The following is a 21,273-nucleotide window of genomic DNA, read 5'->3' as shown; positions in this document are numbered from 1 at the left end:
CGATGAACGCGGCGCTCCGGAATCCCCGGATCGAGCGGCCGGGCGAGGCGCATCTCGGCTTCGTCGATTGCGACGTGCATCCCTTCTACCGCACGCCGGCGGATTTTGATCCCTTTCTCTCGGCTCGCTGGCGCGAGCACCGGCAGAGCATCGGCGGCCGGTCCCGCCAGGGCCTGGCGCGCACCTCGCTCTATCCGCGCATGTCGCCGGGCAACGGCATGCGCGGCGATGCCTGGCCGAAGACCGGCGGTCCGCCCGGCTCCGACCTGACATTGATGCGCGAGCAGCTCCTCGACCTCTTCGACGTGAAGGCCGGGTTGCTGGCGCCGCTGGTCGGCGGCGCGGCGGCGGAGCGCAATGTCGAGTTCGGCGCCGCCATGGCAAGGGCGGTGAACGAGTGGCAGGCGGCGGTCTTCTGCGACCCCGAGCCGCGCCTCAAGGCCAGCGTGCAGATCACGCTGGAGCACGAGGAGAGCGCGCTGGCCGAGATCGCGGCGCGCGCCGGCGATGCCCGCTTCGCCCAGGTGAACATCCCGCCGCGCGGGATCGAGCCGCTGGGGCGCCATCGCTACCGCAAGATCCTCGCCGCCTGCGCCGCCAACGGCTTCCCGATCTCGCTGCATCTCGGCGGCACCTCGGGTCATGCCAGCACCGGCGGCGGCTGGCCGAGCTTCTACCATGAGGAGCATCCCTCCTACGTGCAGTCCATGCAGACCCTGGTCACCAGCCTGGTCTGCGAGGGCGTGTTCGAGGAGATCCCCGACCTCAAGGTGGTGATGGTGGAGGGCGGCTTCGCCTGGCTGCCCTCGCTCGCCTGGCGGCTCGACACGCACTGGAAGCGGCTGAAGGCCGAGGTGCCGCATCTGAGGCGGGCGCCGAGCGAGTACATCCGCGAGCATTTCTGGGTCTCGACCCAGCCGATGGAGGAGCCGGAGCGGCCGGACGACATGCTCCGCACCATCGAGTGGATCGGGCCCGACCGCATCCTGTTTTCGACCGACTATCCGCACTGGGATCAGGATGACCCGCGCTACGCCTTCAAGGTGCGGCTGCCGGAGGACTGGGCGCGGATGATCTACCGCGAGAATGCGATCGCGCTCTACCGGCTGGACTAGGGATGGCGCGGCATGTCGTCGCCGCCGTCGGCGAGATCCCGCCCGGCGGCCGCAAGCTGGTGACGATCCGGGGGCGGGAGATCGGCGTCTTCAACCTCGACGGCGCCTATTACGCCCTGATCAACCGCTGTCCGCACCAGGGCGCGGCGCTCTGCACCGGCGCCATCGTCAGCCGGCTCGAGGCGCCGATGCCGGGCGAGTACCGCCTCGCCCAGCCGGGCAGCATGCTGCGCTGCCCCTGGCATTGCTGGGAATTCGACATCCGCACCGGCCAGTCCTGGTGCGAGCCGGAGGATGTGAAGGCGCGCAGCTACGCGGTCACGGTCGAGCCGGGCGAGCGCCTGGCGCGCGGTCCCTTCATGGCGGAGACGGTCAGCGTCGCCGTCGAGGAGGATTACGTGGTGGTGACACTCTAGATTCCCCACGACGTCGCTGCGCGCCGTCGCGGGGGCCCCGTGGAGTCCCTCCTGCCCGAGACGCGTCACAGCCTGCCGCGGCGAAGCCGCGGCAGGGCAACGGGCAGCGACGGTTCGGAGAGCCGCCTTCAATTCTCCACGACGTCGCGGGGGCGGCGGCGGGCAGCCTTGGCGGATTGCCGTGGCGGCGGGCTCGCCGCATTGTCCCCGCCGGATCAAGAGGAACTCGCCGCATGCCAGGCGTGCCCGATATCTCGCCCGCCGAAACATGGGAGGCGCTGAAGGCCGATCCCGAGGCGGTGCTCATCGATGTCCGCACCGATGCTGAATGGAATTTCGTCGGCCTGCCGGACCTGACCGAGATCGGCAAGCAGACGCTGCTCGTCCCCTGGCAGCTCTATCCCTCCATGCAGGTCAATGGCAGCTTCCCGGACCATCTGCACAAGGCCGGGCTGACCGCGACCCACCGCCTCTACTTCATCTGCCGCTCCGGCGCCCGCAGCCTCGCGGCCGGGCAGGCGGCGCAGGCGGCGGGCTTCCCGCAGGCCTTCAACGTCGCCGACGGCTTCGAGGGGCCGGTGGATGCCGAGGGGCATCGCGGCATGGTCGCCGGCTGGAAGGCCGCCGGCCTGCCCTGGCGCCAACGCTGACCGAGAGAGGGACGAGACGACCATGGTGACCACGCCGCTGCCCCTGAACACCGAATTCCTGTTCCGCATGGCGCTGCAGGCCGGCACGCCGCAGATGGCGGCCGCCGGGCCGGGCCAGGAGCTGCGCGTCATCCCGGTGACCGGGGGCAGCTTCGAGGGCCCCTCGCTGCGCGGCGAGGTGGTGCCGGGGACGACGGCCGACTGGCTCCGCGTCGAGCCCGACGGCACGGCGCATATGGATGTCCGGCTGGTGATGCGCACCGACAAGGGGCAGCATTTCTACATGCATTACAGCGGCGTCCGCACCGGCCCGCCGGCGGTGCTGGCGCAGCTCGGCCGTGGCGAGGCGGTGGACGCCTCGGCCTATTACTTCCGCGTCGCCATCCGCTTCGAGACCTCGGAGCCCGAGCTCACCTGGCTGAACCGGGTGCTCGCGGTCGGCGTCGGCCAGCGCCCGCCCACGGGGCCGACCTACGACGTCTATGTGGTGCGCTGAGGCGAGCGTGAATCACGCCTTCAGATCACGGAGGCGGGCGGCGGGGCGTTACTGCCGCGCCGCGAGCTGCCGGTTCTCGAGGCGGCTCAGCAGCCGCACCACCGGCCAGAGCAGCAGGAAGTAGATCACCGCCGCCGCCACGATCGGCGTCGCGTTGTAGGTCACGCTCTGCGCCTGCCGCGCCTGGAAGAGCAGCTCCGGCAGCGCCACCACCGAGGCGATGGAGGTGAGCTTCACCACCTCCAGCGTGTTGCTGATCAGGTCCGGCAGCACGTTGCGCACCGCCTGCGGCAGGATGACATGGGCGAGGGCCTGCCCGCGGCCAAGGCCGGTGGAGCGCGCCGCCTCCATCTGCCCGCGCGGCACGCTCTCGATCCCGGCCCGCAGGATCTCGCCGTAATAGGCACCGGTGTTGAGGAAGAAGCCGATCGCCACCGCGCCGAGCGCCGAGATCTCGAGCCCCGCGAAGGGCAGGCCGGCATAGAGGAAGATCAGCAGCACCAGAGGCGGCAGGGCGCGGAAGAAGTCGACCCAGGCCATCAGCGGCCAGCGCACCAGCGGGTGCTCGACCGTCGAGAGCAGCGCCAGGATGGTGCCGCCGAGGATCCCGAGTGGCACGACGATCACCGAGAGCAGCAGCGTCTGCTGCAACCCCTGCCAGAGGATCGGCCAGGCCTCCCGCAGGATGTCGAGGGAGAAGAAGGCCAGGAGGAAGTCGTCGAGGGTCATCGGCTTGCCCTGTGCGTCACACTCCGGCCCCTGCTTTCGGCATTCTCTTGCGACCGCATGGCGCTAGCGCTTCCATGCGAAGCGGGTCTCGATCCAGCGGCCGAGGATGACCACCGGGACGAAGAGCACGACATAGGCGAGGGCGCCGAGCGTCAGCGGCGTCGGGTTGAAGGAGAAGGAGACGCCGGCCTGCGCCGCGCCGAGGATCTCCGAGACCGCGACCACCGAGCCCAGCGCCGTGCCCTTGGTGATGGCGATGGTGCGGTTGGTGAGGGGCGGGATCACCATCCGCACCGCCTGCGGCAGCACCACCCAGCCGAGGGTCTGCAGGAAGGAGAGGCCGGTGGAGCGCGCCGCCTCCCACTGGCCGCGCGGCGTGGCGGTGATGCCGGCCCAGAAGATCTCCTCGGCGAAGGCCATGAGCACGAGCGAGAGCGAGAGCCAGGTCGCGGCGAAGCCCGAGAGGGAAAGACCGGCGGCCGGCAGGCCGAAATAGAGCAGCGCGATGATGACCAGCGGCGGCAGGGCGCGGAACAGGTCGACCAGGAAGACGATCAGCCAGTTCAGCGGCCGGAGGCCGAAGCTCCGCAGCACGGCGAGGATCAGCCCGGCCGCCAGCCCGCTCGCAATGATGCTGAGCGCGAGCAGGATCGTCAGCCAGAAGCCGTCAATGATCCGCGGCAGATACTCCCAGGCGACCCGCGCGTTGAAGAAGGAATCGACGAATCTGTCCCAACTGCTCATCGCCGGCGACCCCGCGGGCAGGCCTTGCCCTGGCCGCGCCGCCCGGTGCAGAGCTTGCGGGACCGAGCCAGGGATCTGACCGGATGCCGTTGCCTTCGCACCTTCGCCTGCTGCCCCTTGCCCTGCTGCTGCTCGCCGCCTTCGGCCCGCCGCCGGAGGCCGAGCGCGCCGTCCCCGGCGGCCGCGCCGGCTTCATCGCCGACAATGCCGGCGGATGCTGGATCTGGGTTGGCGGCCTGCCGGCCAGCGCCGAGGGGCTGGTCGGAAGCTGGACCGGCCCCTGCCCGAAGGGTCCCGCCGAGGGAGAAGGCCGGGCGGTCACCACCTGGCGGGAGGCCGGGCGGGAGAAGCAGATGGTCTATGAAGGCGCGCTGCAGGCCGGCAAGGCCGAGGGGCAGGGCCGCCTCTCGCATTACGAGGCCGGGCGGCTGGTGGTGCAGGAGGAGGGGGCCTATCACGAGGACCGCTTCACCGGCGGCCGCTTCATCATCCCTGGCGCCGGCCTGATCTACGAGGGCGGCTGGTTCCTCTCCGGCCCGCATGGCGAGGGCCGGCTGGAGGTGGATGGCAAGGTCTTCGAAGGCAAGTGGGAGCTCGGCTGCCTGCGCAGCGGCAATGCCTGGATCGCCTTCACCCGGCCGCCCAAGACCTGCGACAACCCGGCCACCTGACCACACGGAAGCGGGCGGCATCGCTCAGTGCCGCTCGACCTGGCCGAGGAAGGCGCGGGTCCGCTCCTCCCGCGGCGCGCCGAAGATGGCCGAGGGCGGGCCCTGCTCGACGATGCGGCCATCCGCCATGAACACCACCCGGTCGGCGGCGGCGCGGGCGAAGCCCATCTCGTGGCTGACCACGACCATGGTCATGCCGTCCTCCCGCAGCTCCCGCATCACCTGCAGCACGCCGCCCACCAGCTCGGGGTCGAGCGCCGAGGTCGGCTCGTCGAACAGCATCACCCGCGGCTCGAGGGCGATGGCCCGGGCGATGGCGACGCGCTGCTGCTGGCCGCCGGAGAGCTGGCCGGGATAGTGCCCGGCGCGGTCCTCGAGATGCACGCGGGCGAGCGCCGCGCGGGCGCGCGCCTCGGCCTCTGCCCGGCTCTTGCCCTGCACCTTGCGCAGCGCCAGCGCGACATTCCCGAGTGCCGTCATGTGCGGGTAGAGGTTGAAGGACTGGAAGACCATCCCGATCCGCTGTCGGGCCTTGTTGATGTCCGTCCGGCGGTCCAGCAGGTCGATCCCCTCCACCGTGACGGAGCCGGAGGAGGGTTCCTCCAGCCGGTTCAGGCAGCGCAGCAGGGTCGACTTGCCGGAGCCCGAGGGGCCGATGATGAAGACCAGCTCCCGCTCGGCGACGGCGAGATCCACCCCCTTCAGCACGTGCAGGGCGCCGAAATGCTTGTGGATCGCGCGCGCCTCGACAATCGGCGCGGCGCCGCCCGCCGCCGGCCGCACCGCCCCGGCGAGGGGGCCGGCAAGGGGCCCGGCGGGAAGCGCGGTCACGGGCAGGCCACCTCGTGCGTGGTCTCGTCATAGCCCGGCAGGCCGGGCACGCCAAAGCCGGGGAAGACCACCCGCTCGGCATCGTCGGGCTTCGGCTCGGCGCCGAACCACTTCTTCGACAGGGTGGCGACGGTGCCCTCCTGTTTCAGGCACTCGATCACCTTCTCCACCTGGTTGCGCGTCGCCGCGCTGTCCTGGCGGAAGGGCGTGCCCCAGTGGAAGCGGGTGCCGGGCAGCACGAAATCGGCGATGTATTGCGGCGTGCGGGAGGCCGAGTACTTCACCACCGTGTTGCCGGCGAGGTTGGCATAGGCCCGGCCCTGCAGCACCGCCTGCACCGCATCCGCCTGGCTGTCGAAGGCGAGCAGCGTCAAGCCCAGCCGCTCGGTATTGTTGCGCACCCATTGCTCATAGGGCGTGCCCTTGTTGACGCTGATCGTCTTGCCGCGCAGATCCTCCTCGGACCTGATCGGCGCCGCGCCGCGCTTGATGCCGAATTGCAGCTCGGTCCAGAGATACCCCTCGGTGAAGAGCAGGTTGGCGGCCCGCTCGGGCGTCACCGTGGTCGGGGCGCAGAGGAAGTCGTAACGACCGGCATTCATCGCCGGGATGAGGCCGGAGAAGCTGGCGCCGGTGATCTCGACCGGCCGGTTGAGCTTCTTGCCGATGGCGTCGAACAGGTCGATCTGGAAGCCCTGCAGCCCGCCCTGCAGCGAGGGGAAGGCGTGCGGCGCATAGGTGCCGTCGACGCCGCAGCGGAGCGGCGGCTGGCCGGACTCCTTCGCGCCGACGGTGATGGTCTGCGCCCCCGCGGTCCCGGCGAGGCCGATGGCAAGGGCGAGGGCGGCGGTCAGCAGACGCATCGGGACGGGGCTCCGGCGGGCGGTGAAGGCGGCGGGAGCCTCCCCCATCCGCCAGGGGGGCGCAACCGCCCGGCCGGGTGGTTTCCGCCCGGCGCCGCTCCGCCGGTGCCTGCGGGATGGGCTGTTGCCGCCGCCGCTGCCCAGGGGGATGGCAGGGAGGGCAGCAAGGGTCGGCAGCCGCCGGTCGCCAGGTGGGCGGGGAGGCTTTGCCATGAAATCGCCTCAGGCTTTCCCCCTTCGTGCCCCGTCCCCGGTGTTCAAGAGGGCGTGCCGGGCGCCCCGCCCGACGCAGAGAATGGGCCGGGCGCCCCGCCCGGCCTGGCAAGCGAAGGACGACACCATCATGCAACGCATCGCCTGCGCGCTGATCGGGAGCGCGCTGCTGCTCATCACCGCGCTGGTCGCGCTGCTGCTGAGCGATGCGCTGGCGCCGGGCCGGGTGCCGCCGATGCTCTGCTTCTGGGCCGCCTGCGGCGCCGGCGGCATGCTGCTCGGCGGCCTCGGCCTGCTGGAGTTCAGCAGCCGCCACGTCGTCCTGCCCCAGGCCTCGGCCGGCCTGTCCTATCCGCGGGCCGGCGGGGCGGCCTGAGCCAGGCCCCCGCAGGACCGAGCGCCGCGGCGCATGCTGCGAAGCCAGGCCGCGCGGAGATGCGGCGCCCGGCGATGGATCAGAAGGCGAGCTGGGTGCGCAGCGCCAGGGTGTGGAACCGCTTGCCGATCTGCGTCGTGCCGGCGGCGTTCAGGCGGTCCACATTCACGATGTCCCAGTTCAGCATGAAGCGGAGGAAGTTGTTCGGGTACCAGGACAGCCCCATGCCGACGACCTCCTGCCGCCCGCCATAGACCCCGCCCGTCGCCGCCTGCGGCCTGCCGCGCGTCACCTGGTCGTTCAGGTCGACGACGCTGTAGCGGGCCATCGCCTCCCAGGCGCCCCAGCCGCCGCCGGCAAAATCGAAGGGATGCGCCGGGCTCGGCCGGCCGAAGGCGCTGGAGGAGGTGCTGTAGCGGCGCGGCTCGCCGGTGATGACCCAGCTTCCCTCAACATAGCCGCCCTCGAAGGTGAGGTCGGGCCGCGGCGCCGCCCCGGCCTGGGACTGGCTCACGCCGATCTGCACATATTCGCCCTGGAGCATGAAATTGCGCCAGCGCAGGCCGAATTCCGGGCCCCAGCTATAGGCGCTGTCGGCCGGCAGCGCGCCGGTATCGATGAGCCGCGTCTGGTCGATGCGCCATTCCGGCCGGTCGCGCAGCCGGAGCGACTGGCCATCCGCCTGCCGCCGGATGTCGAAGGCGTAGGACCCGGTGACGCCGAGATGCAGGTCGGTATCGGCATCCGTATAGGGTCGGCCGGCGAGGCGCGCCACGGCGCCCGTCTGCCCGCTGGTCGCCTGGGTGCTGTTGGAGCCGTAGCTGTCGCCGGTCAGGTAGCCGGCGAGGAACCAGCGATCCGCCGCCCAGCGGCCGCCGATCGAGGCGCGCGAATCGCCGGCGGCGAGGCCGCGGGCGATCTCGATGATGCTCGGGCGCTCCAGCATCAGGAAGTCGTTGGAGCTCATGGAATCGGCGAGCCCGTAATAGGGCTTGTAATAGCCGAGGGTCAGGGTGAGGGGCTTCACCGGCGACCAGTTGAAATTCGCCTCGTACAGCGTCGGCGAGCCATCCGGCGAGCCGCCGAAATCGGGCGTGAGGTTGAGCTGGAAATTCTCGTAGCCGAAGCCGAAGAACAGCCGGGCGCGGCGCAGGTTCTGCCCGAAGCTGTCGAGCCGCGCCGCCGGGCTGCCGCCGAAGCCCGGGCTGTCCTGCAGGGCGCCGCCCACATCCCACTGCACCTGGCCGCCGAGCGAGGCGCGGAACCGGCCATCGCCCGAGGTGATGGTCGGACGGCCGCGATCGAAGAAGACGCGCACCTGATCGGCCGGCGTCGCCTCGGTCAGCCGGGCTGGCGGTGGGGTGGTGTCGAGACGCCGCTGCGCCGCCTGCGCCTCGGCGCGGGCCTCGGCGGCCTGTTGCTTCGCGGCACGGGTCTCGCTCTCGCGCGCCTGCATGTCGCGGCGCATGCGGGTCAGCTCGGTCTGCAGGCTGCGGATCTGCCGCTCGATCGCCTCCATCCGGGCGGCATCCTGGGCGCGGGCCGGACCTGCCGGGACGGTGCCCAGCCCGACCGTACCGATGAGGAGCGCAATCCCTGGGCTGATTCTAGGCGTGTTCATCATGATGCCTCTTCGCGTCGCGGCAGACCTAGAGCGTGATCGCTTGAGGTGGACTCACCGAAAAGCGTGACTCACGCGATCAAACAACGGCCCAGACCATGATCCGCGAACCTGTGTGAGCGGATCGTGGTCTAAAGGGCCAGCGAGCGGAGGCGGTGAGTCGTTTCCGTGAAATCGCGCGCCCCGCCCGGCGCCTCCCGGGCGGTAGGGCCTAGAAGCGCCTGTCAAAACCGCCGCTGCCCGTTGTCCTGCCGCGGCCAAGCCGCGGCAGGCTGTAACGGATCATGGGCGGGAGGGACTCCATGGGGCCTCCACGAAGCCGCGAAGCGGTTTCGTGGGGAGTAATCTAGGCAGCTTCCGGATAGAGCCCGCGCAGCCCGGGCTCGGAGGCGTCGCAGCGACCGCGCTCGGTGATCAGGCCGGTCACCAGCCGCGCCGGCGTCACGTCGAAGGCCGGGTTGGCGGCCGGGCTGCCCTCGGCGGCCACCCGCACCGTCTCGATCCGCCCATCGGCGGTGCGGCCGGTGAGGTCCGTCACCTCCGCCGCGTCCCGCTCCTCGATCGGGATCTCCGCGACGCCGTCGCCCACCCGCCAGTCGATGGTCGAATGCGGCAGCGCCACCCAGAAGGGCACGCCGTTGTCGCGCGCCGCCAGCGCCTTCAGATAGGTGCCGATCTTGTTGGCGACATCGCCCTGCCGCGTCACCCGGTCGGTGCCGACGATGCAGATATCGACCTCGCCATGCTGCATCAGATGGCCGCCCGCATTGTCAGCGACGACCGTGTGCGGCACGCCGTGCTTGCCCAGCTCGAAGGCGGTCAGCGCCGCGCCCTGGTTGCGCGGCCGGGTCTCGTCCACCCAGACATGCACCGGGATGCCGGCATCATGCGCCTGGTAGATGGGCGAGAGGGCGGTGCCGTAATCCACCGTCGCCAGCCAGCCGGCATTGCAATGGGTCAGCACGTTCACCCGCTCGGCCGGCTTGCGGGCCGCGATCTCCCGCAGCAGCGGGACGCCATGGGCGCCGATGCGGCGACAGGTCTCGGCATCGTCGTCGGCGATCGCCAGCGCCTCGGCATAGGCCGCGGCGACGCGCTCGGCGGGCGGCAGGTTGTGCAGCCGCGCCCGCATCCGCCCGAGCGCCCAGCGCAGGTTGATCGCGGTCGGCCGGGTCTCGCCGAGCAGCGCGACGGCGCGCTCGAGGCTCTCGGTGGAGGGGTCCGCCCGCAACGCCAGCGCCACGCCATAGGCGGCGACGGCGCCGATCAGCGGCGCGCCGCGCACCTGCATGCTGCGGATCGCCCGTGCCACCTGCGCCGGATCGGTGAGGCGGAGGATGTCGAGCTGCCAGGGCAGCCGCGTCTGGTCGAGGATGCGGACGGACCAGCCATCCGCATCCACCCAGACGCTGCGATAGGGGGTGCCGTCGATCTTCATCCGCCCCAGATGCGGCGGCGCGGCGCGAAAGGCAACCGGCCGCCGCGGCCGGGATCAGTCCAGCAGCAGGGGCATGCCGGGATCGCCCTTCGCCATCGCCCGCTGATAGGCCGGGCGGGCGCCGATCCGCTGCAGATAGGCGCGGATGGCGGGGTAGGGGGCGAGGTCCACCGGGCTGAAGTAGCGCATGGTGGTCAGGGTGAAGCCGATCATGATGTCGGCCGCCGTGAAGTCCCGGCCCGCCAGCCAGGGCTGCGCCGCCAGCCGCCGCTCCAGATGGCCGAGGGCGCGCTCGCGCCGCTCCTGCGCCGCCAGCAGCACCTTGTGCTCGGCCGGCAGGCCGGCCCGGCCGAGCAGCATCAGCCGCCCCAGCACCGGCTGCAGGGTGCCGTTGGTGAAGTGGAACCAGTAGAGGTAGTCGGCGAATTCCGGCGCCTCCGGCCCGGGCGCCAGCCTTCCGCCGCCATGCCGCGCCAGGATGTATTCCATGATGGCCGCGGATTCCGCGAGCAGCACCTCGCCCTCGGTGATGACCGGCGCGGCGCCGATCGGGTGCAGCGCCCGGAGCTCGGGCGGCGAGAGCATCGTCACCGGGTCCCGGGCGTAGTGCTTCAGCTCGTAGGGGATGCCGAGCTCCTCGCAGAGCCAGACGATCCGCTCGGATTGCGACTTGCCCAGGTGATGCACGGTCAGCATGGCCGGTTCCTCCGCGGGGCGGCGAAGGCCGCACTGCCCCGCCAGCTTGGCCGGTTCCGGCCGGGGCGCAACCGCGTGCCGGATTGTCGCAGGCGGCGGGTTTCGCGACCGGGACTGCACGCATCGCTTGCACCAGAGCGCGCGACGGGCGATGCCCTCACCAGGGGGTGATCGCTTCCGACCCCCCGCTTTCGCAGAGACACAGAAAGATGCGCATGAAGATCGCGCCCGTCGCGGCCCTCGGCTTCGCCCTCCTCGCGGCCGCCTGCTCCGACTCCGCCGAGAATGCGGCGACCAGCGGCAATGCGGCAGGGGGCGGCATGCAGGGCGGCATGCAGGGCGGCCTTGCCGGCTCCACGCTCGGCGGCCAGCGCGCCGGCGCGGGCCAGCCAGGCTCACAGGAGGATCTGGCCGCGACCGCCGGCGACCGCGTCTATTTCGGCACCGACAGCGCCTCGGTCGGCGCCGACCAGCGCCCGACCCTGCAGCGCCAGGCGCAGTGGCTGGGGCAGTATCAGCAGGTCCAGGTCTCGGTGGAAGGCCATGCCGACGAGCGCGGCACCCGGGAATACAACCTCGCCCTCGGCCAGCGACGGGCGAATGCGGCGCGCGACATCCTGGTCAGCAACGGCGTCGCGGGCAGCCGCATCCAGACGATCAGCTTCGGCAAGGACCGGCCCGAGGCGCTCGGCTCCGACGAGCAGGCCTGGGCGCAGAACCGGCGGGCGATGACGGTCGTCCGCTGAGGCGGCCGGCCTCGGACCGGTCAAAGGACCGGCTCCTTGGTGTTGCGACCCCTATCGGATCGTCGCCGCCCGTCGTCCTGCCGCGGCGGGCTGTGACGCACCCATGACCAGAAGGGATTCATGGGGCTCCTGCAAAGCCGCGAGGCGGTTTTGCGGGGATGCCTCAGATCCGTTGATGCAGCGCGCAGACCAGGGTGAAGAGCCGCCGCGCCGTCTCGAAATCGAGGCCGATGCGGCCCTCGAGGCGCTGCATCAGCAACTCGGCGCCCTCGTTGTGCAGGCCGCGCCGGCCCATGTCGATCGCCTGGATGCGCGCCTCGTGGCCGCCCTCGGCCACCGCCTGCTCATGGCTCTCGACAATCAGGTGGTAATCCTTGATCAGCCGCCGGAAGGGCCCGAGGGCGAGCGCCACGGCCCGCACCGGCGTGTCCTGCCCGTCGCGGATATCGAAGACGAGGCGCCCCTCCCGGACGCAGAGATACAGCGCGAAGGGGCCGCCCGGCACGCCGATCGGGTCGAAGCGGTTGTCGGTGAGGAGGTCGGCCACCGCCTGCCGCCGGTCGGCCTCGGCATAGGCCGAGGGCAGGGCGGTCGCGTCCGGCAGGAGGATGTCAGTGAGGCGTCGCTGCGCCGGCTCTGCCTCGGCCGGCATCGCCGCGCCGCCGCCGCGGGATGGCTCAGCCATGCGGGGTGCCGCCGCGAGGGTCGCGGCCCTGCGGGGCCAGCGCCGCCTCCTGCTCAGCGGCCATGAAGCCGAGCGTGCTCATCCAGCCCACCACCGCGCCCTTGATCGGCCGCAGCAGCAGCGTGCAGATGATGGCGAAGAGCGGCAGCCAGACCACCATGTGCAGCCACATCGGCGGCTGGTAGGCCTTCTCCACCCAGAGCACGATCGGCACCAGGATGTGCCCGGCCAGGAAGATGGTGAAATAGGGCGGCGCGTCATCCGCCCGCAACAGGCCGAGCGGCGCGTGGCAATGGCTGCATTCCGGCACCACCCGCAGATAGCCGGCGAAGACCCGGCCGAGGCCGCAGAAGGGGCAGCGGTTCATCAGCCCGCGGCGCACCGCGAGCAGCAGCGGCGGTGGCGCGAGCGCGGGCGCGGCGGTCGCAACGGCGCTCTCGGGGCTCCAGCGCATGGTGGTATTCCTCCTGTCCGGCGGCCGGTACCCGATATGGGCATGGTCGAAATGCTGGTGGCCTACTGGTCCGCGGCAGTCGTGGGTGAACCCGCGAACCTCGCGGGCAGGACAGTAACGCGGCCAGCCTGACCTGTCTCCGCAGGGCCGATGCGGACGTTTGTGCAATGCAATATCGGCCCTCCACCCATCCCCGATCAAGCGCCGCGATGCAGCCCCGCGTTCCCCGCATCCCTGGGTGGCCCTGGAGCGTGATCGCTTGAGGTGGACTCGCCGGAAAGCGTGGCTCACGCGACCGAACACCGGCCTGAACCATGGTCCGCGACCCCGCGTGAGCGGATCATGGTCCTGGGATCAGGCCGAGGGATCAAACCAGGGACCGGGCTTGCCTCGCCGCCGCAATGGGGGCGAGGCTCGCGGCATGTCCGAGCGCATCCTCGTCATCAACCCCAACACCACCCGCTCCTGCACCAAGGGCATCGCCGCGGCGATGGCCTCCCTGCCGATGCCGGCGGGGCTGCGGCTCGAGGTCGCGGAGCTGCCGGCCGGGCCGCCCGCCATCGCCAGCTGGGAGGACTGGCACGCCGTCGCCCTGCCGCTCTGCCGGATGGTCGAGCGCCAGCCGGCGGCGGCCTATGTGATCGCCTGCGTCTCCGATCCGGGGCTGGAGGCGGTGCGGGCGGCGACGCCACGCCCGGTGCTCGGCATGTTCCGCTGCGCGGTCGCGGCCGCGGTCAGCCGCGCCGAGCGCTTCGGCATCCTCGGCTTCGTCGCGGCGAGCGAGGCGCGGCAGCGCCGGGCCTTGCAGGCCATGGGGCTGGAGGCGCGGCTCGCCGGCTGGGTGCCGCTCGACCTGCCGATGGCGGTGCTGACCGAGCCGGAGGCGCCGCGCGCGCGCATCGCGGCGGCGGCGCGCCGGCTGGCCGAGGCCGGGGCGGAGACGATCATCCTCGGTTGCACCGGTCTCGCCGGGCATGCCGCGCTGGCCGCCGAGGCGGCCGGCCGGCCGGTCATCGAGCCCTGCCGCGCGGCCGGCGCCATGGCGCTGCTCGCCGCGCTCGGCGAGCGGGAGGTGCCCGCCGCATGAGCCATCCCGGCCGCCGCGGCGAGCTTGCAGCCGATGGTTGCAATCCGGCGGTGGGCGGGCTTCCCTGATGGCGATGGTCCCGATCGCAGCAGCGATGCCGGAGAGGCAGGCTCGGCCGCATCCCGGCGCGCGGCGCCGATCCGGATGACGGCAGCGCATCCGTCCGCGCGTGCCTGGCGCTGCCTGGATGTGGGGCTGGCGGCCGCGGCCCTGCTCGCCCTGCTCTGGGGGGCGATCATCCTGACCATCCACGGCGACGAGCGGATGGCGATCGCCGCCGCCTTCCGCGACACCGCCAACATGGTGCGCACCGTCGAGGCGCAGGTCGCCGGTCGAATCGAGGCCATCGATGCCCGGCTGCGCGCCGCGCAGGCGCTCCATGCCCGCGACCCGGAGGGGTTCGGCTTCGGCGCCTGGAGCGGCCTCGGCGCCACGGGCGACATCCCGACCGGGATGGTGATCGGGCCCGACGGACGCATGCGGGTCGGGCTGCCGGGGACGCCTCTCGACGACATCGACCGCTCCGACCTTCCCGCCTTCCGCTTCCATCTGGATCATCCGGACGAGGATCGCCTGTTCATCAGCGCGCCCTTCATCGGCCGGCTGTCGCGGCGGCGGGTGCTCGCCTTCTCCCGGCCCCTGCACCGCGACGGCGCGGTGGCCGGCGTCGTGCTCTTCGGCGTCGATGCCGCCAGCTTCCTCCGCCTCTACCGCGAGCTCGACATCGGCGGCGTCGTCGCCCTGATCGGGGCGGATGGGATCGTCCGCGCCTGGGCGCCGGAATCGGGCATGACCGGTCGCAGCATCCCGCGCGATGCGGAGACGCAGGTCCCGCCCGGCGAGATGCAGGTCTCGCGCCGCCTGACAATGGCAGTGGACGGGGTGGAGCGCTTCGTCACGCTGCGCCGGGTCGCCGGCCAGGACCTGGTGGCGATGGTCGGGCTGCCGGCCTCGGAGGTGCTGGCGCCGGTGCGGAGCGACCGCAACCGGCTGCTGCTGCTCGGGCTGCTCCTCTCCTTCCTGATCGTGATGGTCTCGGTCCTGCTCGCGCAGCGGCGCCGCGCCGCGGGCCGGACGCAGGCCGTGCTCGAGGCGGCGGTCGGCCATATCAGCCAGGGCATCCTGATGGTCGATCTCCTCGGGCGCGTCGCCCTGGCGAATGCCCGCGCGATCGAGCTGCTCGGCCTGCCGCCGGAGCTCGCCGTGCCGGGCCGGCCGCTGCGCGACATCATCGACTGGCAGGTGGCATCGGGCGAGTTCGGCCGGGAGCAGGTGCCGGATCCGCATATCCGCAGCATCGCCTCGGCGCCGGGCGCCCCGCCCGACATCTACGAACGGGTGCGCCCAAACGGCACGGTCCTCGAGATCCGGACCGAGCACCTGCCGGATGGCAGCCATGTCCGCACCTATACCGACCTGACCGCGCCGCGGCAGGCCGCCAGGATCCTGGCGGAGGCGCGCGACCGCGCCGTGACGGCGGAGGCGGCGCTCGCCGCGGCCATCGAGAACGTCCCGCACGGCGTCCTGATGGTCGATGCCGAGAACCGGATCGTGGTGATGACCCGGCGGGCGCGCGAGATGCTGGACCTGCCGGAGGCGCTCGGCCGGCCGGGAACCGATGTGCGGGAGATCTACCGGGTGCAGGTCGAGCGCGGCGACCTGGCCGATGCGCCCGATATCGGCGGCGGCACCCGCATGGTGCTGGCCGAGCGGCCGCCGGTGATCCCGACCTACGAGCGGCAGCTGCGCAACGGCCGGGTGATCGAGGTGCGCACCACCGTACTCGCCGATGGCCGGGCGGTGCGCACCTATACCGATGTCAGCGAGCGCCGCGCCGCCGCCGCGGCGCAGGAGACCGCGCGGCTGGCCGCCGAGGCCAATGCCCGGGCGCGCACCGAATTCCTTGCCATGGTGAGCCATGAGCTGCGCACGCCGCTGAACGCGGTGATCGGCCTCTCCAGCCTGCTGCTCGACCAGCACCCCCCGGAGGCCCAGGCGCAGTACCTGCGGCTGATCCACGAGGCGGGCAACCATCTGCTCGCGCTGGTCGACGACATCCTCGACGTCACCCGGCTCGAACGCGGCGAGATGCCGCTGCTGGCCGAGAGCTTCGAGCCGCGCGAGAGCCTCGGCGGGGTGGTCGAGATGCTCCGGCCACAGGCCGAGGCGAAGGGGCTCTCCCTGTCCTTCGAGGTGGCCGAGGCGGTGCCCGCGCGCGTCATCGGCGATGCCGCGCGGCTGCGCCAGGTGCTGCTGAAGCTGCTCAGCAATGCGGTGAAGTTCACCGAGCGGGGCGGCATCCGCGTGGTGCTCTCCGTGCTCTCGGCCGGGGGCGAATCGGTGCGGCTCGGCCTCACCGTCGCCGATACCGGCATCGGCATCCTGCCGGAGGCGCAGGAGCGGCTGTTCAACCTCTTCGCCCAGGGCGAGGGCGGCGTCGCGCGGCGCTTCGGCGGCCTCGGCCTCGGCCTCGCCATCTGCCGCCTGCTGCTCGAACGCATGGGCGGCAGCATCCGCCTCGAGAGCGCGCCCGGGGCGGGCAGCGTCTTCCGCTGCGAGGTGCTGCTGCGACGGGCCGATCCTCTCCCCGCGCCCTCGGCCGGGCCCTGGCACCGGCCGCTGCGGATCCTGGTCGCCGAGGACGTGTTGGCCAATCGCCTGCTCATCAACCACACCGTCGCCCGGCTCGGCCATGCCGTGGACATCGTCCAGAACGGCCAGGAGGCCCTGACGGCGCTGCAGGCGAGGCCCTACGACCTGGTGATCATGGACGTGCTGATGCCGGTGATGGACGGGGTGCAAGCGACGCGGGCGATCCGCGCCCTGCCGGGGCCGGCCGGCCGCGTCCCGGTGATCGGCCTGACGTCGCATGCCTCGCCCGAGGCGGAGGCGGAATGCCTCGAGGCCGGCATGGACCGCTTCGTCCGCAAGCCGATCGGCCCGGACGGGCTGCGCGCGGCGATCGCCGCCGTGCTGGAGACGCGCGCGGTGGTCTGACGGTCAGCGCTGCGGGTTGCGACCGCCGCCGGTGGCCGCCTGCTCGCCGCCATTGATCGGCGCGCCGCTCTCCTCCGGCCGGCCGACATCGGGTTGGATCGAGCGGCGATCCGCCTCCAGCGCCGTGGCGGCGGCGTTCGGCTGGATCGGCCGCGGTCCCTCGGGACCGCCGCTCTCCACGATGCGGTCGCGCTGCACGCCTTGCTGTAGCTGGCGCGAGGCCCGCTCGGCCGGCGTCTCGGCGCCCGCGGCCGCGCCGAGGAGCGTGGCGGGAAGGCAGGTCAGCAACAGGCGGCGGCGCATGATCGGTGCATCCCGGGGCGCCACCAGCGGCGCCGTCGCCAAGCGCAGCGCGCGGGACCCGGTCCGGGTTGCGCGGCGCCGCTTCAGCCCTGGCGCGGCGGCGCGGTGCTGCCGGCCTGGCCGGTGATGCGCCCATAGGCCTCGGGCCGGCGGTGGCGGGCGAAGTCGAAGATGGTGCGGCGGCCAAGCTCGCACATGCCGAGGTCGCAATCGGCGAGGATCAGCTCGTCCGCCCAGCTCGTCGCCTGGGCCATGATCTCGCCCTGCGGGTTGACGATGATGGAATGGCTGAAGAGTTCGTGCCCGTCCTCGGTCCCCGCCTTGGCGACGGCGGCGGCGAAGCAGGCATTCTGGTAACACCCCGCCTGGACCGAAAGATGGCTGTGGAAGACGCGCAGGTGGTGCGCCTCGAAGCCCCTGTTCTCCATGTTCAGGCTCGGCGTGTTGTAGCCCAGCATGACCAGCTCGACCTGCTGCAGCCCGAGCACCCGCCAGGCCTCCGGCCAGCGGCGGTCGTTGCAGATCAGCATGCCGATATTGGCCTCGGTGCCGCCGACCGGGGCGCGGACCACCGGGAAGCCGAGATCGCCCACCGCGAAATAGCGCTTCTCGAGATGCTGCACCCGGCGCTGCGGGTCGAACTCCTGGTGCCCGGGCAGGTGCACCTTGCGGTATTTCAGCACGACCTCGCCGCTCGGATGGACGTAGGCGGCGGTGTTGAAGCGCCTTCCATCCGGCGTCTTCTCGGCATAGCCGAGATGGAAGCCGATGCCGTAGCGCCGCGCCGCCGCGAAGAGCGGCGCGGTGGCCGGCGAGGGGAGGGCGGCTTCGTACCAGTGGTCCGCCGCCGCCAGCTCCTCCTCGTACCAGCGGGGGAAGAAGGTGGTCAGGGCCAGCTCGGGGAAGACCACCACCTCGGCGCCACGGCGATGCGCCGTCTCCATCAGCCGCACCATGCGGCCGACCGCGACCTCCCGGCCCTCGGCCTTCTGGATGGGGCCGAGCTGGGCGGCGGCGAGGGTGAGGCGGCGGGTCATGCGGCGGGCTCCGGGCAATGAGGGCAGGAGCTTAGCCTGGGGCGCCCGCTTCGGGAGGGCGCGGCCCTCGCCGAACCCCACCTGCCCGGGGCCGAAAGGCGCTTGGAACCCGTCAGTCTCGCGGAGATGGGGGCGGCAGGGGTTCGCGCAGGCGGTCGAGGGCGCGGTCGAGGAAGCCGAACTGGCCGCCGAACGCGGCCAGCCGGCGGAGGACAGGTTCGAGGCGCAGCGCGAATTCCCGGTGCCGGCCGAGCGCGGCGAGCGCATCCCGGCTCGGTGTCTCTGCCGCGCGGTCCAGGTAGCCGCGCAGCGCGTCGATCACCGCGGCGAAGGGCTTCGATTTCTTCAGCGCCTCGATCGCCACCAGCGTCGCGGGGCTGCCGGCCAAGCCGCCGGCGGGGCCCAGCGCGGCCAGGGGCACGGCGGTGGCGGCGAAGGCGAGGCCGGCGGCGACGGAGACGATGGTGACATTGCGCGCCATGCCGGCGCCGACCAGCGTGCTCCGCTCGGGATGCGCGCCGGCGCCGATCTCAGGCGCGTTCTCGCGCAGCGCCGCGGCGACTTCCGGCTTCACGAGGGTCGGCTCCCCCTGCGTCGCCGCGACGAAGGCGCCGATGGCGGCGCGGAGTTCCGCCAGCTCCGTCTGCGTCAGCGTGTAGCGCGGCGCTTCCTCCAGCGCCTCTTGCCCGGTGCGCGTCGCCAGGATGAACAGCGCATGCAGGCTGAGGAGCGATTCCGCGGCCTCATCCGCCTCCAGGCCCAGCGGCGGCAACTCCCCGGCCGCGATCTGCCGGCCGGTGGCACGGATGGCATTCTCCAAGCGGACGCCGGCATTGAACAGCCGGTCGAAATCCACCTCGGCCAAGGGCCGGTCGAGCAGGTGCAGATAGGGGCCCACGCGCCCGAGCAGGAAATCGTGCGGCCGATTGTCCCGGTCGAGCGCCGCCCTCAGGGTGCGGGCGAGGTCGCACAGCTCGGGATGCAGGCTGCGCAGGCGGCGGAGGTTGTTGCCCTCCGCGTCGAGATCGCCGGGCGGGGCGAAGGCGATGGCGCCGGCCGCATCGAGAACGACCTGGCCGCCGGCGCCCTGTTGCGGCAGGGCCGGCAGCATGGCCAGGGGATCGGCGATGGCGTCCGGCGCCGCGGGCTCCAGCTCCCCCCGCAGCCAGGCGAGCACGTTCCGCGTCGCCTCCGGCTCGCCGGGCGCGATGAGCTGCGGCAGCGGCGGCTCCAACGGGTTGTCCTGAAGATGCAGGCCGCCGCCGTAATTCGGATCGCCGGGATTGTTGCCGAGCGCGGTCAGGCGGCCCAGTGACCTTGGCAGGGAGGTGAGAGCGTTGTTTCGCAGATCGAGCCGGTAGAGCCGTTCCAGTCTGTCGATCTGCTCAGGCACCTTGCGAAGGCCGAGACTCCGGCATTCGAGCTGGATCAATCGGCTTACCGACAGGACCGGCGCCAAGTCGGTCACCTGGGTGCTGGAGCAGTCGAGGCTCCGGAGCGCCGTGAGGCCGGCGATCGGGGTCAGGTCGGCGACCTGGGTGCTGGAGCAGTCGAGGCGCTGGAGCGCATCGAGGCCGGCGATCGGGGTCAGGTTGGCGACCTGGGTGCGGAAGCAGTCGAGGCTCCAGAGCATTGTCAGGCCGGCGATCGGGGTCAGGTCGGCGACCTGGGTGCTGGAGCAGTCGAGGCTCCAGAGCATTGTCAGGCCGGCGATCGGGGTCAGGTTGGCGACCTGGGTGTCTGAGCAGTCGAGGCTCCGGAGCGCCGTGAGGCCGGCGATCGGGGTCAGGTTGGCGACCTGGGTGTCTGAGCAGTCGAGGCTCCGGAGCGCCGTGAGGCCGGCGATCGGGGTCAGGTCGGCGACCTGGGTGCTGGAGCAGTCGAGGTGCTGGAGCGCATCGAGGCCGGCGATCGGGGTCAGGTCGGCGACCTGGGTGTCTGAGCAGTCGAGGCTCTGGAGCGCGGTGAGGCTGGAGAGCGGGGCCAGGTTGGCAACCGGGGTGTCGTAGCAGTCGAGGCGCTGGAGCGCCGTGAGGCCGGCGATCGGGGTCAGGTCGGCGACCTGGGTGCGGGAGCAGCCGAGGCTTTGGAGTGCAGCGAGGCGGGCGAGAGGGGTCAGGTCGGCGACCTGGGTGCCGGAGCAGCCGAGGCTTTGGAGCGCGGCGAGACCGGCGATCGGGGTCAGGTCGGCGACCTGGGTGCCGGAGCAGCCGAGGCTTTGGAGCGCGGCGAGACCGGCGATCGGGGTCAGGTCGGCAACCTGGGTGTCGGAGCAGTCGAGGCGCTGGAGCGAGGCGAGACCAGCGAGTGGGGTCAGGTCGACGACCTGGGTGTCGGAGCAGACGAGGCTCTGGAGCGCCGTGAGGCTGGCGAGTAGGGTCAGGTCGGCGACCTGGGTACGGGAGCAGTCGAGGCTCTGGAGCGCCGTGAGGCTGGCGAGTGGGGTCAGGTCGGCGACCTTGGTGCCGGAGGCGTTCAGCCAAGCCAACCGCCCCAGGCCCGCGACGAAGTCGAGGCTGCCGAGATCGCTCCACGCGAGCCCCACTTCTTCCAGGTCCGCCAGGGCCCGCAGCCTGTCGCGCCGCGCATCCACGGCGTTTGGCGCATGGCCGTGATCCCAGGGCGGCTCGCTCCCCAGATCCAGGGCCCGCAGATGGGTCAGCCGGAACAACTCCTCCGGCAGGTCCCGCAGCCCGAGATTCCGCAAATCGAGGCGCCCCGTCCGTCGCTCTGCCTCCTCGGCGATCCGCCGCCGTGCCTCTGCGATGCCGCCAGCGCCGTCGCTCATAGGCAGCAGCCTAGCGCTCGGCGGCGCCGCAAGCCCAGCGTCCATACTGCCGGAGCTGGGTTGCGGCATAGGAAAAACTTCTTGATCTGTTGCGATATCCGGCGCATCCTGCGCGGTCCGCACCAGGGGCCCGCGCCGATGCCACCTGCCTCACCCGCCACCCCATCCATCCCGCCGCCGGCCCTCGGAGCCGCCCTGGATCGCCGCATCGCGGCCCCGCCCCCGGCATTTGTCCGAAGGCTGCGCTGGCCATCGCCCCGCCGCCACCGACTCCCGACGCGCCTGCCACCCGCACCGCCCCCGCCGGGCATTTTGTC

The 21,273-nt window shown here is 72.0% G+C and carries 21 protein-coding genes; 9 read left to right on the top strand and 12 right to left on the bottom strand.

The window, feature by feature from the left end; all coding sequences use genetic code 11:
* Positions 1-2: 2 nt before the first annotated feature.
* The 4 genes from HJG45_RS03170 to HJG45_RS03155 all read left to right on the top strand — a co-directional run bounded on the left by HJG45_RS03170 (position 3) and on the right by HJG45_RS03155 (position 2,677).
* Positions 3-1,115 carry an amidohydrolase family protein gene (locus HJG45_RS03170; protein ID WP_171610594.1) on the top strand — a complete coding sequence of 371 codons (1,113 nt, stop codon included), beginning with the start codon at positions 3-5 and terminating at the stop codon, positions 1,113-1,115.
* 2 nt (positions 1,116-1,117) lie between these two features.
* On the top strand, positions 1,118-1,531 hold the full coding sequence (locus HJG45_RS03165) for a Rieske 2Fe-2S domain-containing protein (RefSeq protein ID WP_171610593.1): 414 nt from the start codon (positions 1,118-1,120) through the stop codon (positions 1,529-1,531).
* 233 nt (positions 1,532-1,764) lie between these two features.
* Positions 1,765-2,181, top strand: coding sequence for a rhodanese-like domain-containing protein (locus HJG45_RS03160; protein ID WP_171610592.1), 417 nt, complete (start codon positions 1,765-1,767; stop codon positions 2,179-2,181).
* A 22-nt stretch (positions 2,182-2,203) separates the two neighbouring features.
* Positions 2,204-2,677 carry a DUF3237 domain-containing protein gene (locus HJG45_RS03155; RefSeq protein WP_174890352.1) on the top strand — a complete coding sequence of 158 codons (474 nt, stop codon included), beginning with the start codon at positions 2,204-2,206 and terminating at the stop codon, positions 2,675-2,677.
* A gap of 48 nt (positions 2,678-2,725) precedes the next feature.
* Here HJG45_RS03155 and HJG45_RS03150 read toward each other — a convergent pair whose 3' ends face one another.
* Positions 2,726-3,406 carry an amino acid ABC transporter permease gene (locus HJG45_RS03150; protein WP_171610591.1) on the bottom strand — a complete coding sequence of 227 codons (681 nt, stop codon included), beginning with the start codon at positions 3,404-3,406 and terminating at the stop codon, positions 2,726-2,728.
* 63 nt (positions 3,407-3,469) lie between these two features.
* Positions 3,470-4,150, bottom strand: coding sequence for an amino acid ABC transporter permease (locus tag HJG45_RS03145; protein ID WP_171610590.1), 681 nt, complete (start codon positions 4,148-4,150; stop codon positions 3,470-3,472).
* Between the two features lie 83 nt (positions 4,151-4,233).
* Between HJG45_RS03145 and HJG45_RS03140 the strand changes: the two genes are divergently transcribed.
* The gene (locus HJG45_RS03140) at positions 4,234-4,821 is read left to right on the top strand and encodes a hypothetical protein (RefSeq protein WP_171610589.1); all 588 of its coding nucleotides are present in this window, start codon (positions 4,234-4,236) and stop codon (positions 4,819-4,821) included.
* 24 nt (positions 4,822-4,845) lie between these two features.
* Here HJG45_RS03140 and HJG45_RS03135 read toward each other — a convergent pair whose 3' ends face one another.
* Positions 4,846-5,604 (bottom strand): amino acid ABC transporter ATP-binding protein, encoded by a 759-nt coding sequence (locus HJG45_RS03135; protein WP_368040503.1) that lies wholly within the window; start codon positions 5,602-5,604, stop codon positions 4,846-4,848.
* Positions 5,605-5,648: 44 nt separating this feature from the next.
* Positions 5,649-6,515, bottom strand: coding sequence for a transporter substrate-binding domain-containing protein (locus HJG45_RS03130; RefSeq protein WP_171610588.1), 867 nt, complete (start codon positions 6,513-6,515; stop codon positions 5,649-5,651).
* A gap of 343 nt (positions 6,516-6,858) precedes the next feature.
* Between HJG45_RS03130 and HJG45_RS03125 the strand changes: the two genes are divergently transcribed.
* Positions 6,859-7,104: a hypothetical protein gene (locus HJG45_RS03125; protein WP_171610587.1), complete on the top strand. Its 246-nt coding sequence runs from the start codon at positions 6,859-6,861 to the stop codon at positions 7,102-7,104.
* A 79-nt stretch (positions 7,105-7,183) separates the two neighbouring features.
* Here HJG45_RS03125 and HJG45_RS03120 read toward each other — a convergent pair whose 3' ends face one another.
* The 3 genes from HJG45_RS03120 to HJG45_RS03110 all read right to left on the bottom strand — a co-directional run bounded on the left by HJG45_RS03120 (position 7,184) and on the right by HJG45_RS03110 (position 10,859).
* Positions 7,184-8,623 (bottom strand): OprO/OprP family phosphate-selective porin, encoded by a 1,440-nt coding sequence (locus HJG45_RS03120; RefSeq protein WP_171610586.1) that lies wholly within the window; start codon positions 8,621-8,623, stop codon positions 7,184-7,186.
* Between the two features lie 448 nt (positions 8,624-9,071).
* The gene (gene mtnA, locus HJG45_RS03115; RefSeq protein ID WP_171610585.1) at positions 9,072-10,163 is read right to left on the bottom strand and encodes an S-methyl-5-thioribose-1-phosphate isomerase; all 1,092 of its coding nucleotides are present in this window, start codon (positions 10,161-10,163) and stop codon (positions 9,072-9,074) included.
* Between the two features lie 54 nt (positions 10,164-10,217).
* On the bottom strand, positions 10,218-10,859 hold the full coding sequence (locus HJG45_RS03110) for a glutathione S-transferase family protein (RefSeq protein WP_171610584.1): 642 nt from the start codon (positions 10,857-10,859) through the stop codon (positions 10,218-10,220).
* A 209-nt stretch (positions 10,860-11,068) separates the two neighbouring features.
* On the opposite strand from HJG45_RS03110, the gene pal reads away from it, so the two are divergent.
* Positions 11,069-11,605 (top strand): peptidoglycan-associated lipoprotein Pal, encoded by a 537-nt coding sequence (pal, locus tag HJG45_RS03105; RefSeq protein WP_171610583.1) that lies wholly within the window; start codon positions 11,069-11,071, stop codon positions 11,603-11,605.
* Between the two features lie 163 nt (positions 11,606-11,768).
* Here pal and HJG45_RS03100 read toward each other — a convergent pair whose 3' ends face one another.
* The gene (locus HJG45_RS03100; protein WP_254452232.1) at positions 11,769-12,290 is read right to left on the bottom strand and encodes a UPF0262 family protein; all 522 of its coding nucleotides are present in this window, start codon (positions 12,288-12,290) and stop codon (positions 11,769-11,771) included.
* On the bottom strand, positions 12,283-12,744 hold the full coding sequence (locus HJG45_RS03095) for a DUF983 domain-containing protein (RefSeq protein WP_171610582.1): 462 nt from the start codon (positions 12,742-12,744) through the stop codon (positions 12,283-12,285). The genes HJG45_RS03100 and HJG45_RS03095 overlap by 8 nt, the downstream gene beginning before the upstream one ends.
* 421 nt (positions 12,745-13,165) lie before the next feature.
* On the opposite strand from HJG45_RS03095, the gene HJG45_RS03090 reads away from it, so the two are divergent.
* Together HJG45_RS03090 and HJG45_RS03085 are read left to right on the top strand one after the other, a co-directional pair.
* Positions 13,166-13,831, top strand: a complete 666-nt coding sequence (locus tag HJG45_RS03090) for an aspartate/glutamate racemase family protein (protein WP_171610581.1) — start codon at positions 13,166-13,168, stop codon at positions 13,829-13,831.
* A gap of 144 nt (positions 13,832-13,975) precedes the next feature.
* Positions 13,976-16,828, top strand: a complete 2,853-nt coding sequence (locus HJG45_RS03085; RefSeq protein WP_171610580.1) for a PAS-domain containing protein — start codon at positions 13,976-13,978, stop codon at positions 16,826-16,828.
* A gap of 3 nt (positions 16,829-16,831) precedes the next feature.
* On the opposite strand, the gene HJG45_RS03080 is transcribed toward HJG45_RS03085, so the two are convergent.
* The 3 genes from HJG45_RS03080 to HJG45_RS03070 all read right to left on the bottom strand — a co-directional run bounded on the left by HJG45_RS03080 (position 16,832) and on the right by HJG45_RS03070 (position 20,956).
* Entirely contained in the window at positions 16,832-17,131 is a 300-nt protein-coding gene (locus HJG45_RS03080; protein ID WP_171610579.1) for a hypothetical protein, read from the bottom strand.
* Positions 17,132-17,214: 83 nt separating this feature from the next.
* Positions 17,215-18,168, bottom strand: coding sequence for an N-carbamoyl-D-amino-acid hydrolase (locus tag HJG45_RS03075; RefSeq protein WP_171610578.1), 954 nt, complete (start codon positions 18,166-18,168; stop codon positions 17,215-17,217).
* 112 nt (positions 18,169-18,280) lie between these two features.
* Positions 18,281-20,956 (bottom strand): leucine-rich repeat domain-containing protein, encoded by a 2,676-nt coding sequence (locus HJG45_RS03070; RefSeq protein WP_171610577.1) that lies wholly within the window; start codon positions 20,954-20,956, stop codon positions 18,281-18,283.
* Positions 20,957-21,273 lie beyond the last annotated feature (317 nt).

The organism is Roseicella sp. DB1501, assembly GCF_013112485.1.
Taxonomy (GTDB): Bacteria; Pseudomonadota; Alphaproteobacteria; order Acetobacterales; family Acetobacteraceae; genus Paracraurococcus.
The sequence above is the reverse complement of the archived record's forward strand: the minus strand, read 5'-3'. Positions and strand labels throughout refer to the sequence as shown.

Coding starts and splice junctions, on each gene's coding strand:
- HJG45_RS03170 (WP_171610594.1), top strand. CDS start 3: ATGAACGCGGCGCTCCGGAATCCCCGGATCGAGCGGCCGGGCGAGGCG.
- HJG45_RS03165 (WP_171610593.1), top strand. CDS start 1,118: ATGGCGCGGCATGTCGTCGCCGCCGTCGGCGAGATCCCGCCCGGCGGC.
- HJG45_RS03160 (WP_171610592.1), top strand. CDS start 1,765: ATGCCAGGCGTGCCCGATATCTCGCCCGCCGAAACATGGGAGGCGCTG.
- HJG45_RS03155 (WP_174890352.1), top strand. CDS start 2,204: ATGGTGACCACGCCGCTGCCCCTGAACACCGAATTCCTGTTCCGCATG.
- HJG45_RS03150 (WP_171610591.1), bottom strand. CDS start 3,406: ATGACCCTCGACGACTTCCTCCTGGCCTTCTTCTCCCTCGACATCCTG.
- HJG45_RS03145 (WP_171610590.1), bottom strand. CDS start 4,150: ATGAGCAGTTGGGACAGATTCGTCGATTCCTTCTTCAACGCGCGGGTC.
- HJG45_RS03140 (WP_171610589.1), top strand. CDS start 4,234: ATGCCGTTGCCTTCGCACCTTCGCCTGCTGCCCCTTGCCCTGCTGCTG.
- HJG45_RS03130 (WP_171610588.1), bottom strand. CDS start 6,515: ATGCGTCTGCTGACCGCCGCCCTCGCCCTTGCCATCGGCCTCGCCGGG.
- HJG45_RS03125 (WP_171610587.1), top strand. CDS start 6,859: ATGCAACGCATCGCCTGCGCGCTGATCGGGAGCGCGCTGCTGCTCATC.
- HJG45_RS03120 (WP_171610586.1), bottom strand. CDS start 8,623: ATGGAGGCGATCGAGCGGCAGATCCGCAGCCTGCAGACCGAGCTGACC.
- mtnA (WP_171610585.1), bottom strand. CDS start 10,163: ATGAAGATCGACGGCACCCCCTATCGCAGCGTCTGGGTGGATGCGGAT.
- HJG45_RS03110 (WP_171610584.1), bottom strand. CDS start 10,859: ATGCTGACCGTGCATCACCTGGGCAAGTCGCAATCCGAGCGGATCGTC.
- pal (WP_171610583.1), top strand. CDS start 11,069: ATGCGCATGAAGATCGCGCCCGTCGCGGCCCTCGGCTTCGCCCTCCTC.
- HJG45_RS03100 (WP_254452232.1), bottom strand. CDS start 12,290: ATGGCTGAGCCATCCCGCGGCGGCGGCGCGGCGATGCCGGCCGAGGCA.
- HJG45_RS03095 (WP_171610582.1), bottom strand. CDS start 12,744: ATGCGCTGGAGCCCCGAGAGCGCCGTTGCGACCGCCGCGCCCGCGCTC.
- HJG45_RS03090 (WP_171610581.1), top strand. CDS start 13,166: ATGTCCGAGCGCATCCTCGTCATCAACCCCAACACCACCCGCTCCTGC.
- HJG45_RS03085 (WP_171610580.1), top strand. CDS start 13,976: ATGACGGCAGCGCATCCGTCCGCGCGTGCCTGGCGCTGCCTGGATGTG.
- HJG45_RS03080 (WP_171610579.1), bottom strand. CDS start 17,131: ATGCGCCGCCGCCTGTTGCTGACCTGCCTTCCCGCCACGCTCCTCGGC.
- HJG45_RS03075 (WP_171610578.1), bottom strand. CDS start 18,168: ATGACCCGCCGCCTCACCCTCGCCGCCGCCCAGCTCGGCCCCATCCAG.
- HJG45_RS03070 (WP_171610577.1), bottom strand. CDS start 20,956: ATGAGCGACGGCGCTGGCGGCATCGCAGAGGCACGGCGGCGGATCGCC.